The organism is Abiotrophia sp. (assembly GCF_057275535.1).
Genome location: NZ_DBHIRJ010000006.1, coordinates 87,307 through 102,595, shown reverse-complemented (window position 1 = coordinate 102,595; position 15,289 = coordinate 87,307). Strand labels below are relative to the sequence as shown.

The window sequence follows — 15,289 nt, the reverse complement described above, 5'->3', positions numbered from 1 at the left end:
CTATAGATTAACAGTTTTAGCCAAAACAAGGCTGGCCAGAGGGTCAGCCTTTTTATGAGAAAGGATGATGCTGGGTGCTACGCGCCTTTTTTGCCTACTACAAGCCCTATAAGAAGCTCTTCATAATTGATTTTGCTTGTGCGGTGCTTTCCTCAATGCTAGAGTTGAGTTTTCCATTTGTCGTCAATCGGGTTATTGACACCATCTTACCAACAGGCCATTATCAGACGGTTATTTGGGTCTGCCTCTTGTTGCTTGCCTTCTATCTCTTCAATATGGTGATGAAGTACATTGTAGTCTACTTAGGCCATAAGTTGGGCATTACCATTGAGACTGATATGCGACGTCAGCTCTTCCAATACTTCCAAAGACAGTCCTTTGAGTATTTCGATAATAAGCAGACAGGTGAGCTCATGTCGCGACTAACCAGTGACTTGTTCGAAATCGGGGAGTTAGCCCATCATGGGCCTGAAGACTTATTCATTACTCTGATGAGTTTGGTGGGGGCTTTTTGGCTCATGTTGCAGGTTCATGTGCAATTAGCCATTGGGACAGTGATTCTGGTGCCAATCTTGGGAGTTGCGCTGGCTATCTTTAATAAGAAGATGGGACGTATTAATAGCCAAGTCTATCGTCAATTGGGAGAATTTAATGCCGGCTTATCCAACAGCCTCAGTGGCATCCGAGTAGTCAAGGCGTTCGCTAATGAAGCCCATGAAGAAGCGCGTTTTGAAGGACTTATTCAAGACTATCGCGAGAATAAACTTAAATTCTATCAAACCATGGCGGCTTCAAGTGCCTTTAACTATGTCTTAATGCGTATTATTACCTTAATCGCCTTAGTGTCCGGGGCCTATTTCACCCTCAAAGGGGAGCTAACGACAGGCCAATTAGTAGGCTTTGTCCTCTTGGCTAATACCTTTGTTAAGCCGATTGAAAGTATTAATATCATGATTGAAACCTATCCAAAGGGCTTTGCGGGTTTCAAACGTTTCAGACATGAATTAGCTAAGCCGGTTACGGTTCAAGATTTACCTGATGCCCAGCCAGCGCCACACTTCCAAGGTCAAATAGATTATCGTAATGTGGAACTGGCCTATGAAGAGGGGCGTCCCGTTATTTCTCGATTGAACCTGTCCATTGCACCCGGTGAGAGCGTGGCCTTAGTCGGGCCAAGTGGGGCAGGTAAGTCCAGTATGGTCAATCTCTTGCCACGTTTTTATGATGTAACGTCGGGCCAAGTCTTGATTGATGGCAAGGACATACGGGAATACACTTTGGCTTCACTCAGACAACAGATTGGGATTGTCCAACAGGATGTTTTCTTGTTCGACGGGACCATCCGGGAGAATGTCCTCTATGGTAGATTAGATGCAAGTGAGGCTGAGGTGGAAGCAGCCATTCGTGCAGCCAAATTGGACCAAGTCATTGCGCAATTACCTGATGGCTTGGATACTGCTATTGGGGAACGCGGTGTACGCTTGTCTGGCGGGCAGAAGCAACGTCTGTCGATTGCGAGAATCTTCCTCAAGGATCCTTCCATACTGATTTTAGATGAGGCAACTAGCGCCTTAGATACGCAAACCGAGCAATATATCCAACAGTCCTTTGACCAATTAGCCAAAGGTCGAACCAGTCTCGTGATTGCCCATCGCTTAGCCACCATTCAGCATGTAGATCGTATTGTGGTGGTGACTGAGGAGGGCGTGGTAGAATCCGGTAGCCACCAAGAACTATTGGCTATAGATGGCCATTATGCGGCCCTATACCGGGCCCAGTTCGCCTAGCCTCTAGAGCTTAGACTTAATCAGTCAAATTTGCTATAATAAACAGAGTTATAATGAGGGAATGATGACATGAAGACCTTAGCAGTCACAGGATTAGAGAAAACCTATGGAACCAAAACCTTGCTGGCAGGCATCGACTTTGCCATTCGGACAGGGGATAGAATTGGCTTGATTGGACCTAACGGGACCGGTAAAAGTTCCTTCTTGAAGGTGCTAGCTGACCAGACCGACTATGACCAAGGGACTATTGACAAACCAAAGGATTATCGCATTGCCTATTTAGCGCAGAATCCAGATTTAGATCCTAACCAGACTATTTTAGATACGGTCTTCGCGGGAGATACGCCGGAATTGAAACTCTTGCATGACTATGAGGTGGCCAATCATGCCTTGTTATCAAACCCTGATAATGGCAAGCTTCAGGAAGCCTTTCAGTCTATCACAGAAGCAATGAATCAGGCAGATGCTTGGCAGATTGAAGTCAAAGCTAAGACAGTCCTAAGCCAATTAGGCCTTGTCAATCTCAATCAACGAGTTGGAGATTGTTCAGGCGGGGAACAGAAAAGAATTGGTATTGCCCAGGTCCTCATCGCTGAGCCCGATTTGCTTATCTTAGATGAGCCGACTAACCATTTGGATGTCAATTCTGTGCAGTGGTTAGAAAAATACCTTGCTTCCTACAAAGGCGCGCTACTCTTAGTGACCCATGATCGTTATTTCTTGGAACGAGCGGTCAATAAAATTATCGAATTAAGACACGGCCGTTTTCGCGAGTATAGTGGCAACTACCAAGCTTATTTAGAGAAGAAGGCGACTGAACTCGCGCTTGAAGAAAGAATGCAAGATAAGCAGGACAAGCTCTATCAAGCCGAATTGGCATGGATGCGAAAGGGCGCCAAGGCTAGAACAACCAAGCAGCAGGCACGAATCGAACGATTCGACCAATTAAAGGAAGACATTGCTGCGCGTCAGGACAGCGTAGAGACCTCTGGTTTTGAATTTGATCAACAACGAATCGGCAATCAGATTATTGAGTTGGAGCAGGCGCGGATTGAAGTGGGGCAGCAAGTGGTCATTCAAGACTATACTAAACACTTCACCAAAGGCGAACGTATTGGGCTGATTGGTGCCAATGGGGTCGGCAAGACCACTTTCCTTAATACTTTAGCAGGCTATCATGACTTAGCTGCCGGGACTTTGAAGCTAGGCCAGACGGTCCGACTAGCCTACTATCGCCAATTAGATCAAGATTTGCCGGGAGATATGCGGATTTTAGCTTATCTGACGCAAATCGCCGATAACTTTGTCAGTCCTGATGGACGCACCAAAAGTGCCGCACAGATGCTAGAACAATTCAATTTTCCTCGGGTTAGTCATGGTTCTAACATTTCAAGTCTGTCAGGGGGAGAAAAACGTCGGCTATATTTATTATCGCTCTTGATTCAGGAACCCAACGTCCTCTTCTTAGACGAGCCAACTAACGACCTAGATATTGATACCCTAACTGTCTTAGAGGATTATTTAAGCCAATTTGAAGGGCTTGTCGTCGTGGTATCTCACGATCGTTATTTCTTAGATAAGACGGTAGACCAGTACCTGATTTTAGAGGGGCAGGGGGCTTATACCACCTATTGGGGCAGTTATTCTGACTACCTTGCTAAGGAGCAGTCAGTCCCTGAAAAGGAAAAGTTGGCCCCTGCCCCAAATAATAAGCCAAAACGTGACCAGAAAAAGTTAAGCTATGAAGAGAAGAAGGAATGGGCAGGAATTGAGGAGGCGATTGAAGCCGCTGAAAACCGTCTCACTCAGATTCAGGAAGACATGGAAGCCAACAGTCAAGATGCTGGCCAATTAATGAGTCTTCAAGAAGAATTGGAAGCGACCGAAGCTCATCTCTATCATCTTTATGAGCGGTATGACTATTTAAGTGAATTGGCGCCATAAGACGCCGTAAGAGAAAAGGCAAGCAAAGGAGAAGCATATGCAACAATATCAAGAATTAGTCAAAAAAATCCTAGCAGAGGGTCATGTTAAAACTGACCGTACTGGGGTTGGGACCAAGAGCCTTTTTGGTTATCAGATGCGTTTTGATTTGAGCCAAGGCTTTCCCATGGTGACGACTAAACGTGTACCCTTTGGCTTGATTAAGAGCGAATTACTCTGGTTTTTACGCGGCGATACCAATGTCCGCTACTTACTAGAACACAATAATCACATTTGGGACGAGTGGGCCTTCAAACGCTATGTGGAGTCTCCTGACTATCATGGCCCTGATATGACTGATTTTGGTTTGCGTGCAGTCGCTGATCCAGACTTTAATGAAATCTACCAGCAGGAATTAGCAGCCTTTAATGAACGAGTTTTGACTAATGATGACTTTGCTGAACGCTACGGTAATTTAGGCAATGTCTATGGTGCGCAATGGCGCTCTTGGCCTCTCCGAAATGGTGAGACTTTGGACCAAATTAGCCAGCTCATTGACATGATTAAGCATTCTCCGGATTCTAGACGCTTAATTGTGTCAGCTTGGAATCCTGAGGATGTGCCTAGTATGGCTCTGCCCCCTTGCCACACACTCTTCCAGTTTTATGTGCATGACGGCAAGTTATCCTGTCAGCTCTACCAGCGCAGTGCAGATGTTTTCTTAGGTGTGCCTTTTAACATTGCTTCCTATGCGCTCTTAACCCATTTGATTGCCAAAGAATGTGGTCTAGAGGTGGGGGACTTTGTACATACTTTGGGGGATGCTCATCTCTATCTTAATCATTTGGAGGCGGCGGAGACCCTCTTGAGCCGAGAGCCTAAGCTACTGCCAAAATTGGAAATTGACGATTTCGAGCAATTTGATCAAGTTTCTACTGATCAAATTCGGTTACAAGGTTATGAGCCTTGGCCAACCATTAAGGCGCCGATTGCCGTCTAAAATATCCTTACATAGAAAGGAAGAAAAACACCATGCTGACTCTTGTATATGCCCAAGACCAAGCGGGCGGGATTGGTTATAAAAATCAACTGCCTTGGCACTTGCCTAATGACCTCAAGTTTTTTAAGCAAGTGACACTCGGTCATGCTATTTTGATGGGGCGCAAGACCTTTGAATCCATGGGCTGCCGTCTCTTACCAGGTCGGACTAGTTATGTCTTGACTCGCCAAGAAGACTATAAGTCCGAAATTGAAGGCCTACACCGTGTTCATAACTTAGAAGAAATCAAAACCTTGGCCCAAGATCAAGAAGTCATGGTCATCGGGGGAGCAGAAATTTTTGCTGCCTTATTGCCTTTAGCAGACCGAGTTATTCGTACGCAGATTAAGGCAACCTTTCCGGCAGATACCTTCGTCGCTGACCTAGATCAAGACCAGTGGCAGTGTGTAAAAATTCAAGAAGGCTTGGTTGACGATAAGAATCACTATGCCCACCAATTTGAATGGTGGGAGCGTCGTTCTAAGGAGGAAGTATCATGCTAGGTTATCTAAATACGCCAGTCTTTGCGACACATCATATTCCAGTTGGTTCTGGTCATACTCTTTATGTGGAAGAAGCGGGTAATCCGACAGGCTGTCCTGTGGTTTTCTTGCACGGCGGACCAGGCGGGCAGGTTGGCGAGTCGTCCCGACGTTTCTTCGATCCTGAATTTTATCGGATTGTGCTAGTTGATCAACGTGGTTGCGGCAAAAGTCAGCCCTTCCTATCCCTTGAATCTAATACAGTCTTGGATAGTGTGGCGGACTTGGAGATTATTAGACAAAGGCTTGGTATTGAGGACTGGCATGTCTTTGGTGGCAGTTATGGCTCAACCTTGGCCTTGACTTATGCCATCCACCATGCTGTTCGGGTCAAGAGTTTGATACTTCGTGGTATCTTCCTAGGTCGACAGGAAGATTCTGATTGGCTCTTCCAGTTTGGCGCTAGCGAGTTTTATCCTGAAGCCTTTGCCTTGTTTAGAGATTTTATCCCTCAAGAAGAACAAGATGATTTAGTAGCAGCCTACTATCGCCGAATGATTGGGGCAGATCAGGCCCTAGCAGAAGAAGCCATGAAACGTTGGAGTGCCTGGGAAGGATCCGTTATTACGCTACGACCAAATTTCCCAGCTCCAGATGCAGAGTTAGCGCCTGTTGACCGTTCACTCGGCCTACTTGAAGCCCATTATTTTGCTAACAAGATGTTCTGGGGAGAGGACAACTACATCCTCAATCGTGCTCATCTACTCAAGGAGATTCCTATGTCAATCTTTCATGGCCGTTATGACGTCGATTGTCGTCCGAGTGGTGCCTATGCCTTAGCCCAGGCTTGTCCTCACGCTAAGTTCCAAATTGTCGAAGAAGCAGGCCATTCGCCTCAGGATGCGCCACTCTTCGAGGCCTTATTGGCAGCTATGGAAGCTATTAAAATTGGGTAAATTTCATAGAATGAGTAAAACGACCTTATAACAGGTCGTTTTTTTGTATTAGCAGAACTTTATTCGTAGTTATACTAATTAATTCTTTAGTAGAACTTATTCTCTTTTATTTAGAAAGGGTATTCTTTCTTGCTACAATAGGGTATGATAGTCTTGTCAAGAAATCTATCGATAAAGGCGGGAAAGTAAATGAAAAAGAATTTGAAGAAGTTAGCAGTCCTCACTCTATTAGGAGCACAAGTGGCCACTGTTTCATTAACTAGCTATTCTGTATTAGCTGAGGAGTCAAGCTCTGCTCAATCAGTAGATTTGAGCGCTGAAACTGAAGCTTATAAGAAATTTGTTAGCGCAGAGATTGACCAGCTTCTAAAAGATACTGAAAACTTTGCTAAGCTAATCCAAGACGGCAAGCTAGAAGAAGCTAAGAAAGCTTATCCTTTAATTCGTAAGTCCTATGAGCGTTCTGAACCTATTGCAGAGCTTTTTGCAGAATCAGATGTCAAGATTGATTACCGCCTTGCAGACTATGTAGAAGATAATCAGACTGAAGAAGGTTGGTCTGGTTTCCATAAAATTGAACAAATTCTGTGGGAAGAGGGCAAGACGGAGCCGGCAGTGTCCTACGCAAACCAGCTGGTTAATGATATTAAGGAGCTTAAGGCCAAAGTCGCAACAGTAGAGGTAACACCTGAAAACATGCTGACAGGCGCTGTAGACTTATTGAATGAAGTGGCTACTAGTAAGATTACCGGAGAAGAGGAAATCTACTCTCACACAGACCTCTATGACTTTGAAGCTAATATTGCGGGGGCAGAAAAAATCTTCAATATCTTTAAGGATAAGATTTCTGCCAAGGACCCTGAATTAGCTAAGAACCTAACCGAAAAATTTAAGACAGTTAATGACCTTTTGGCTAGCCACAAAGTGGATGCTGACCACTATAAGCTCTACACGGACTTAAGTGAGAAAGAGACCAAAGCCCTAGCTGAAGCGGTCACTAAGTTAGGAGAACCCCTATCTCAAATGGCCGTTATCTTGGAGGCTGATGACAGTGGTCGCTAAACCAGACGAAAAATGGTATGATAAACCCATTTCCCGCCGAGATTTTATCAAAAAGGCGGGCATGATGGGGGCAGGAGCCATGATGGCTCCAAGCATCATGAAATTACTTTTTGGTGGGACTTCACCCAAGGATGCTCTAGCCCTGGAAGAGGCAAACCAAGCAATTCCATTTTATGGTAAGCGTCAGTCAGGTATCACCACACCCATTCAGCGTCAGGTCTACTTTGCTGTCTTGGATTTGGCGACGGAAGATTTGGAGACGATTCGTGGTATTTTCAAGTCTTGGACAACTTATATTGCTCGAATGATGCAGGGTGAGCTGGTTGAAGCTTATAAATCTAATACCATGCTACCGCCTACCGATACTGGTGAGGCTGTTGGTATGGGGACTGAGCGCCTTACCATTACTGTTGGGGTCAGTCCTAGTTTCTTAGACAAGCTCAAACTAACAAGTAAAAAATTGCCTGAGCTTGAGGATCTACCTAAGTTTGCCCGTGACCAATTGCAAGAAGACTTCACTGGTGGGGATATTTGTATCCAGGCTTGTGCAGAAGATGCCCAGGTGGCCTTTCATGCGGTTCGTAATTTGCTACGCAAGGGACGAGAACACCTGACCCTTAAATGGAGTCAGACAGGATACGCCGCGATTACCAGCCAGGGCTCTACCCCTCGTAACCTTTTTGGGTTCAAAGACGGGACCGCTAATGTGACCAGCCAAGATGATTTTGATCGTGTGATTTGGTGTGATCATGACAATTGGATGAAAAATGGGACCTATCTGATTGTGCGGCGTGTGCAAATGCATCTTGAAACCTGGGATCGAACCAGTCTTAAGGAACAAGAGAATACCTTTGGTCGTCATCGCGACAGTGGGGCGCCTCTTGGAGCAGTTGATGAATTTGATCCGGTAGATTTAGAACTAAAAGATGACATGGGCAACCTCGTCATTCCAGAAGATTGTCATGTCCGTCTAGCCAAAGAAGTAGGTGAGGAGATATACCGTAGAGCCTTTTCCTATGCCAACGGTATTGATCCGCGTACGGGGCAATTTGATGCGGGTTTGCTCTTTATTTCCTTCCAAAAGGATCCCCAACAATTTATAAAGGTTCAGAAGAATCTAGGAACCAAGGACAAATTAAATGAATACATTACCCATGTAGGGAGTGGCCTCTTTGCTATCCTACCGGGAGTAGAAGAGGGTGGCTATCTTGGTCAAAGCCTATTTGAATAAAGCAACTGTCTGTCTAACCCTGATTCTTGTCTTACTTTTTAGTCCTTTTGTTAGTGCTAAGACGGATTTGCAGTCCTATTTTATTCAAGTGACAGAAGCGACTCAGGCACTAGAGCAGGGCGATTCAAGCCAAGCTCATCAAAAACTAGAGGCTTTAGAAAGTTCTTTTGGCAAAGAAAGCCAAGCGTCTAGCCCTGCGGGGCAAGCAACTCAGTTGGCCATTGAAGCAGCTAAGGCAGACCTGAGTCATGATAAGCTTGTGGCTATTTCACGATCGCTCTTGGCCTTTGACAAGGAGCAGAATCCTGTAGATGAATCTGCCGCTAAGGACAAGCTTGAGAAAAGATTGACACCCTTGATTATGCAATTAGAGAGCGCCATTGCCAAGCAGGATATAGAGTCAGTTAAACTAACCTACAAGCAAGTCAATAGTGGCTGGACAGCTAATGAAAGCATTGTTAGGTCAACTTCCAGTGCCCACTATAATCGAATTGAAACATCCTTGGCCTTGTTACGTGCGGCTATTGAATTGGAACCAGTCGATTACCAAATCATTGAGGTTAATAGTCAGAGCTTGAAGCAAGCCATCCAAGATTTTTTGACGGGCACAGAACTAGAGTCAGCAGCGGGCACAAATCTTGCCAGTTTGAAAGATGGTTTGCAACTTTTAGAAAAGGCTAAAGAAGCCTTTGCCAAAGGTCAGACCAGCCAAGCTAAGGAGACGATGAAATCCTTTATTGAGCTATGGCCTAGTATTGAAGGCGAAGTCTCGACTCGAAACTATAAACTTTATACCCGAATCGAGCAAGAAACGCCCGTTATTATGGTCAAGGGACAGGATCCGACTTACCAAACCAAGCTACAATCTCTAATAGATGAACTTAAGCAGATCAATAAGGCTAGCCAGTATTCCTACTGGGATGTCACGCTGATTGTCTTGCGTGAAGGTTTAGAGGCCATGTTGATTGTACTTGCTTTAGTTGCAAGTCTGCGGTCACTCAAGGCCAAACGCCCCCTAGCTTATGTATATGCTGGGACAGGCACTGGACTCTTAGCAAGTATTGCCTTGGCTCTGGCTTTAACGGCGCTCCTACCAACAATTTTTTCTGGTGTGGCGCGAGAGCTCATTGAAGCTGTCACAGGATTCTTTGCTGTTGTAACCTTAACCCTAGTAGGAATTTGGTTGCATCGGAGCTCAAGCCTAGCTTCTTGGCAAGCCTATATTGATCGCCAACTGGCCGCTTATCAAAGAACTGGACGCCTTTGGACCTTATTTGGGGTCAGTTTCTTAGCTGTCTTCCGCGAAGGTGCAGAGACTATTCTCTTCTTGGTGGGGATACTGTCTAAGATATCCTTCTGGGAGATGCTACTAGGGATTAGCCTAGCTACGCTGATTTTAGCGCTTGTCTGGTTGGTACTCAAGTACCTTGCTAATCGCTTATCACTTCCTTGGCTCTTTAAGATACTTACTATTGGGATTTATGTCTTGGCCTTCAAGATTTTGGGGGTCAGCATCCATACGCTTATCGTCACCCAGTATTTGCCTACCAATCCAATTGTGTGGGGTAACTTACAGGCCATCGAATGGCTAGGATTTTACCCAACTTGGTGGACGGTGGCTAGCCAAGCTCTATACCTTTTGGGTTTAGTGTTCGTCTTCTTCCTAGTGTCGAGAGGAGAGAAGACAGATGGCTGATAGCAAGCATCTCAGTTTAGTAGGCCATTTGGCAGAATTTAGATCGCGCTTGATTCTTTCCCTAATCTGGTTTATCCTCTGGTTCTGCCTCGGGATTTTCTTGGTAGATCCTTTTTATCATTTAGTGACGCAATTTTTGGACCAACCACTCTTGGCCTTGGGACCTAATGAAATTCTCTGGCTCTATATTAAGGTGGCCAGTTTAGTGGCCTTAAGCGCTAGTCTGCCTTTTGTCACCTATCAGATTTGGGCCTATGTCAAGCCAGCTCTCAAACAAGAGGAGTTGCGTGCTATTTATTGGTACTTGCCAGCAGTCTTTCTTTGTTTTATCATTGGATTAGCTTTTGGCTTTTATCTGGTGGCTCCGGCCTTGTTACAGGTGCTCTTGAATTGGAGTCGAGAACTCTTCGAAACACGTCTGACAGTTGGAAATTATTTGGATTTCATCTTTGGCGTGACCTTGCCACTAGGCTTTCTATTTGAAATGCCAGTCTTAGTCGCTTTTTTGACCCATATTGGTTTGCTGTCGCCTAAGTGGTTGAGCGCCTATCGGCGCTATGCCTACTTTGTGCTCTTGGTATTAGCCGTTATTTTAACACCAGCTGATTTTGTCAGTGACTTGGCTATGTTAGTGCCCCTGGTGGGACTCTATGAGATTAGTATTTTAATAAGCCATTGGATTTTGTATCGTAAGAAAAGAGGAGGGAAGCAAGATGGGATTACTTCGTGATATTGGGGCGTCGGGTTTAATTTTGATTGTCTTAGGTGCGCTCTTAATTTTTGGCCCTAAGCGATTACCAGAACTTGGAGAGTCGATTGGTAAAATGTTTGTGTCTTTCAAACGTACCGTCCATGAACTGACGGATGACGATAAAAAGCAAGAAAAAGATCAATAGTTTGTGATAAGAGGAGAGGAGCCAAGCTCCTCTTTTGTTTTGATACAGATATTAAAACTGTTTTATTTTATATCTAGAACAGCTAAAATAATCGACAATTATTAAGCAGAACAGTTGAAAGTAACTGTTCTAGGTGCTAGAATGAAATCAAATCTTAAAACCTAGGAGGTTTATTATGGTGAATGTGAAATGGAAAAAAATTGTGGCTGCTGCTAGCCTGATTACTTTAGGTGGCGCTTTATTGGCGCCTGTGCATCAGGTGCAAGCTGCGGATGAGTCTTGGGATCGTATCCAAAAATCAGGCAAAATTGTTGTAGCAACTTCAGGGGCTTACTACCCATCAACTTTCCACTCAGAAGTAGAGGGTAAAGATGTTTTAACCGGCTATGACATTGAAATCCTGCGTAAGGTTGCTGAAAAATTAAACCTTGAGCTCGAATTCAAAGAAATGAACACAGATGGCATGTTAACAGCCATTAAGTCAGGTCAAGCGGATATTGTAGCCAACGACTACGACATCACACCTAAGCGTGAAAAAGAGTTCCTTTTCTCAACACCAATTAAATATAGTTTCGGTTCTATTGTAGTTCGTGAGTCCGATGACTCTGGCATTAAATCCTTAGATGATTTCAAAGGCAAGAAGGCAGCTGGGGAAGCGACCACCAAGTACATGGCCATTGCTGAAGCAAAAGGTGCGGAAGCTGTAACCTATGACAACGGGACCTTGGAACAATACATTGCGGACATTCACAATGGTCGGACTGACTTCATTCCAAATGATTACTATGTCCAAACCATTGCCATTAAGAATGCTAACAAGCTCTTCCCAGACTTCAAGACTAAAGTAGGGAATGTCTTCTACAACCCAAGTAAGGCAGCCTTCGTACTTAACAAGGAATCTGTGACCTTACAAGAAAAAATCAACCAAGTCTTAGAAGAAATGCGTAAAGACGGGTCCTTGGCAGAACTTTCTAAGAAGTTCTATGAAGGGGAAGATGTTTCAACTGAGAAGGAAGAGATTGGCGGTAAGAAACTTAAAGATCTACCTGTAGTGGAAGTGGATCGTTAAGATGACCCATTTGCTCTTGACTATCAAGTGGCACTATATCTTTAATCCAGAATTGGCGCTCAAAGGACTGCCAACAGTACTACAAGGTCTGGGCAATACGTTGACTTTGTCATTAGCTAGCTTTCTCTTAGCTACGCTTGGAGGACTTTGCCTAGCACTCTTGCGTTTAGCGCCTTTGCGTGGCTTACGCGCTATTGCAATTGCCTACATTTCCTTTTTTCGTGGGGTGCCGCTCCTAGTTACTTTGTTCTTTATCTATTATGGCTTACCACTGATGGGAGTTGTCATGTCGGCCTTCACGGCTGCCATTTTGGGTTTGTCCATTACGGCTTCTGCTTACACGGCTGAAATTATTCGTGCCGGTATTGAAGGTGTGGAAAAAGGTCAGTGGGAAGCTGCCTTTGCTGTCGGCCTGAGCTATCGGCAGTCACTTGGCTATGTGGTGATACCTCAGGCTACACGCCTAGCTATTCCACCCTTATCCAATGTTATGCTAGATTTGGTTAAGTCCTCTTCGATTGCCGCCATTATTAGTGTACCAGAGATATTCCAGAAGGCTAAAGTAGTGGGAGCCTCAGAACATGATTTCATGACCATGTATATCTTGGTAGCAGTCATCTATTGGCTAATTTGTACGGCATATTCCTTGGTTCAAGCCAAGTTAGAACGCCGCTTTGCCCTAGATATTTAATGATATATAGAAAGAGTCCCTTAGTTTTAAGGGGCTCTTTTCGATAGATTATGAGAGGTTTGCTTGAATTGAAAAGTCTGATTGAAAGTGCTAGACTTAAAGTAAAGAGGAAAGGGGCAATGCCAGCTATGGGCAATAAGCAGCAAAAAAAGGCAGTTAGGTTTGGTTGGCCTGTAGACCGGAAAATACCTCGTAATTCCAGAGAATGGACGATGTTCTGGCTATCAATTGCCTTGACTCTAGTCATAAGCTGGGCTTTCTATCTCAGTCGTTGGCCCGTTCCAGTCAGGAAGGCACATTTCATCTTTCATGACGATGTAAACCGACTGATGGACTTAAAGATGCTTGAGTCAGAATCTTTCAGCTATCTATTGACTCTTGTGGCGGTCCTAATTGTTATCTTCATTTTTTATATGGTGACATCACATCTGATTTATATAGCCTATGATATTTGGCAGTCAATAAAGAGAAAAAGAAAAAACTAGGAAGGAGGGCAAGACATGGTAAAACGCCCCAACCACAGAAAAAATAATAATAAGAAGAAGCGAAAACAAAGTCCTAGTCGCGAGCGTCACTATCTGAGTTTTAGGGAAAAGTCTGTCCTCCAGATTATTGCCTTATTGATTGCAATAGGCTCTATTGCCATTGCTTATATGATGGATATTCGTTTGATGGCCTCCGCTAGTTCCCCTGGACTTAGTCTTAGAAGAACCTTGTCTTGGGAAAGTATCCAACTACTTACTAACTTTTCAGATTTTAAGACTTGGCTCTTAAGCATACAAGCCTTGATTGTGGTCTTGCTTATCTTTGCTTTCTTGGTGACGGTTTGCAACTTCTGGGTTCAATGGACTTGGCATGAGTTACGCACACTCTTTTTCTCCCAAGACAAAGGTCAGGAAGAGGTGGAAGCATGACCTTGATTGTGACAACAGCCATTGACAAAGACATTAACTTAGTAAAGCATGCCCAGGAACTAGCCAATCTATTCGGTGGAATCTATCAAGACCGTGGTAAGCGTACCATGAAGCAGATTTATAGCCAGGCAGATGGTGCCTTAGTCCTTAACAAGAATGAGTTAATCTACTATGATGCGGAGGGTCAGAAACTATTTTTCCATCCCAATACTGCTTGGCTCAGGGCACTTAACGGGCGTGACCCTTTGTTGGAAGCCTTAGCTTGTCCGCTTGGCGCCAGTGTCTTGGATGCCACCATGGGGATGGCCAGTGACAGCTTGGTGATGCAGTATTTTGGCTATCGGGTCACTGCTTTGGAGTCTAATCCCTTGGTGCATTTAATTGTCAGTGATGGGCTATCTCGCTTTGTTATGGAAGATAGTCGTTTTACCCAAGCCATGAGAGACTTGGTGACTTACTGTCAAGACCACCAAAGCTATCTAGCTCAAGCCCCTGATAAAAGTATAGACTGTGTCTACTTTGACCCTATGTTCAAGGTGGGAATCGAAGAATCCAAGAATTTAGATGGTATTCGCCTCTTAGCTAATCGGCAACCCTTGACTGAAGAAACTTTGGAAGAGGCTAAGCGGGTAGCAAGGCATCGTGTCGTTGTCAAAGCCCACTATCAAGATCCAATTTTTGAAGACTTAGGTCTGACACGTATCAAACGACCTAATACCAAATTCCATTATGGCTACTACCAATGTTAGGAGGAAACTTTATGAAACAATTAGTCTTAATTCGTCATGGTGAAAGTGAGTGGAACCGGCTTAACCTCTTTACAGGCTGGACGGATGTAGAACTGACGGATAAAGGTCTGGCAGAAGCCCATGAAGCGGGCCGCCAGCTTAAGGCAGCAGGATTTGACTTCGATTTAGCTTATACGAGCTATCTCAAACGGGCCATTCACACATTGGATACCGTTCTGACGGAGTTAGACCGATCTTGGCTGCCAGTCCATAAGGCTTGGCAGTTAAATGAACGTCATTATGGCGCCCTACAAGGCTTGAATAAGGTTGAGACGGCAGAGAAATATGGCGAAGAGCAGGTTAAAATCTGGCGCCGTTCTTTCGATGTCTTGCCCCCAAGCTTAGATGCTAGTGATAGTCGCAACCCGCGTTTGCAAGACCAATACCGACGTGTGCCTGCAGAGGAAAGTCTGCCCTTGGCGGAAAGTCTAGCTACCACCATCGAACGGGTCGTCCCTTACTTTGAATCCGTGATTCGGCCGCAAATGGCAGAAGGTCAACGAATCATCATAGCAGCACACGGAAACTCACTTCGTGCGCTCGTTAAATATTTTGATAAATTAAGCTCAGATCAAATTATGGAAGTGAATATTCCTACAGGAGTGCCACTAGTCTATGAATTTGATGACAACTTCCAAGCTATAAAACATTATTACCTAGGCGACCAAGAAACTCTAGTAGCTAAAATGTCTGCTGTGGCTAACCAAGGTAAGGTCGCTCATTAATCAAGCTAAGGATTGGACTTAGGGGCCAAT

The 15,289-nt window shown here is 44.6% G+C and carries 15 protein-coding genes; all 15 read left to right on the top strand.

Features of this window, described 5'->3' with window-relative positions:
- The first annotated feature begins 74 nt into the window (after positions 1-74).
- The 15 genes from ACO53F_RS06160 to gpmA all read left to right on the top strand — a co-directional run bounded on the left by ACO53F_RS06160 (position 75) and on the right by gpmA (position 15,259).
- Positions 75-1,787, top strand: a complete 1,713-nt coding sequence (locus ACO53F_RS06160; RefSeq protein WP_485137738.1) for an ABC transporter ATP-binding protein — start codon at positions 75-77, stop codon at positions 1,785-1,787.
- 69 nt (positions 1,788-1,856) lie between these two features.
- Positions 1,857-3,731 carry an ABC-F family ATP-binding cassette domain-containing protein gene (locus ACO53F_RS06155; protein ID WP_485137737.1) on the top strand — a complete coding sequence of 625 codons (1,875 nt, stop codon included), beginning with the start codon at positions 1,857-1,859 and terminating at the stop codon, positions 3,729-3,731.
- Between the two features lie 37 nt (positions 3,732-3,768).
- Positions 3,769-4,710: a thymidylate synthase gene (locus ACO53F_RS06150; RefSeq protein ID WP_485137736.1), complete on the top strand. Its 942-nt coding sequence runs from the start codon at positions 3,769-3,771 to the stop codon at positions 4,708-4,710.
- 32 nt (positions 4,711-4,742) lie between these two features.
- Complete coding sequence (locus ACO53F_RS06145; RefSeq protein WP_485137735.1) at positions 4,743-5,252, top strand: dihydrofolate reductase; 510 nt, start codon at positions 4,743-4,745, stop codon at positions 5,250-5,252.
- A complete protein-coding gene (gene pip / locus ACO53F_RS06140) occupies positions 5,246-6,187 on the top strand; it encodes a prolyl aminopeptidase (protein ID WP_485137734.1) in 942 nt (313 codons plus the stop codon). The genes ACO53F_RS06145 and pip overlap by 7 nt, the downstream gene beginning before the upstream one ends.
- A 201-nt stretch (positions 6,188-6,388) precedes the next feature.
- A complete protein-coding gene (gene efeO, locus ACO53F_RS06135; protein ID WP_485137787.1) occupies positions 6,389-7,249 on the top strand; it encodes an iron uptake system protein EfeO in 861 nt (286 codons plus the stop codon).
- Entirely contained in the window at positions 7,239-8,480 is a 1,242-nt protein-coding gene (gene efeB / locus ACO53F_RS06130; protein ID WP_485137733.1) for an iron uptake transporter deferrochelatase/peroxidase subunit, read from the top strand. Before efeO ends, efeB begins: the two co-directional genes overlap by 11 nt.
- Positions 8,449-10,176, top strand: a complete 1,728-nt coding sequence (locus tag ACO53F_RS06125) for an FTR1 family iron permease (RefSeq protein ID WP_485137732.1) — start codon at positions 8,449-8,451, stop codon at positions 10,174-10,176. Before efeB ends, ACO53F_RS06125 begins: the two co-directional genes overlap by 32 nt.
- Entirely contained in the window at positions 10,169-10,906 is a 738-nt protein-coding gene (gene tatC / locus ACO53F_RS06120; RefSeq protein WP_485137731.1) for a twin-arginine translocase subunit TatC, read from the top strand. The genes ACO53F_RS06125 and tatC overlap by 8 nt, the downstream gene beginning before the upstream one ends.
- The gene (locus ACO53F_RS06115) at positions 10,890-11,072 is read left to right on the top strand and encodes a twin-arginine translocase TatA/TatE family subunit (protein ID WP_485137730.1); all 183 of its coding nucleotides are present in this window, start codon (positions 10,890-10,892) and stop codon (positions 11,070-11,072) included. Before tatC ends, ACO53F_RS06115 begins: the two co-directional genes overlap by 17 nt.
- 175 nt (positions 11,073-11,247) lie before the next feature.
- Positions 11,248-12,141 (top strand): transporter substrate-binding domain-containing protein, encoded by an 894-nt coding sequence (locus ACO53F_RS06110; protein WP_023390672.1) that lies wholly within the window; start codon positions 11,248-11,250, stop codon positions 12,139-12,141.
- A 1-nt stretch (position 12,142) separates the two neighbouring features.
- Positions 12,143-12,832: an amino acid ABC transporter permease gene (locus ACO53F_RS06105; protein WP_485137729.1), complete on the top strand. Its 690-nt coding sequence runs from the start codon at positions 12,143-12,145 to the stop codon at positions 12,830-12,832.
- A 500-nt stretch (positions 12,833-13,332) separates the two neighbouring features.
- Complete coding sequence (locus tag ACO53F_RS06100; RefSeq protein ID WP_298077017.1) at positions 13,333-13,746, top strand: hypothetical protein; 414 nt, start codon at positions 13,333-13,335, stop codon at positions 13,744-13,746.
- Positions 13,743-14,495 carry a class I SAM-dependent methyltransferase gene (locus ACO53F_RS06095; protein ID WP_485137728.1) on the top strand — a complete coding sequence of 251 codons (753 nt, stop codon included), beginning with the start codon at positions 13,743-13,745 and terminating at the stop codon, positions 14,493-14,495. The genes ACO53F_RS06100 and ACO53F_RS06095 overlap by 4 nt, the downstream gene beginning before the upstream one ends.
- 11 nt (positions 14,496-14,506) lie before the next feature.
- A complete protein-coding gene (gene gpmA / locus ACO53F_RS06090; RefSeq protein WP_485137727.1) occupies positions 14,507-15,259 on the top strand; it encodes a 2,3-diphosphoglycerate-dependent phosphoglycerate mutase in 753 nt (250 codons plus the stop codon).
- The last annotated feature ends 30 nt before the right edge of the window (positions 15,260-15,289 follow it).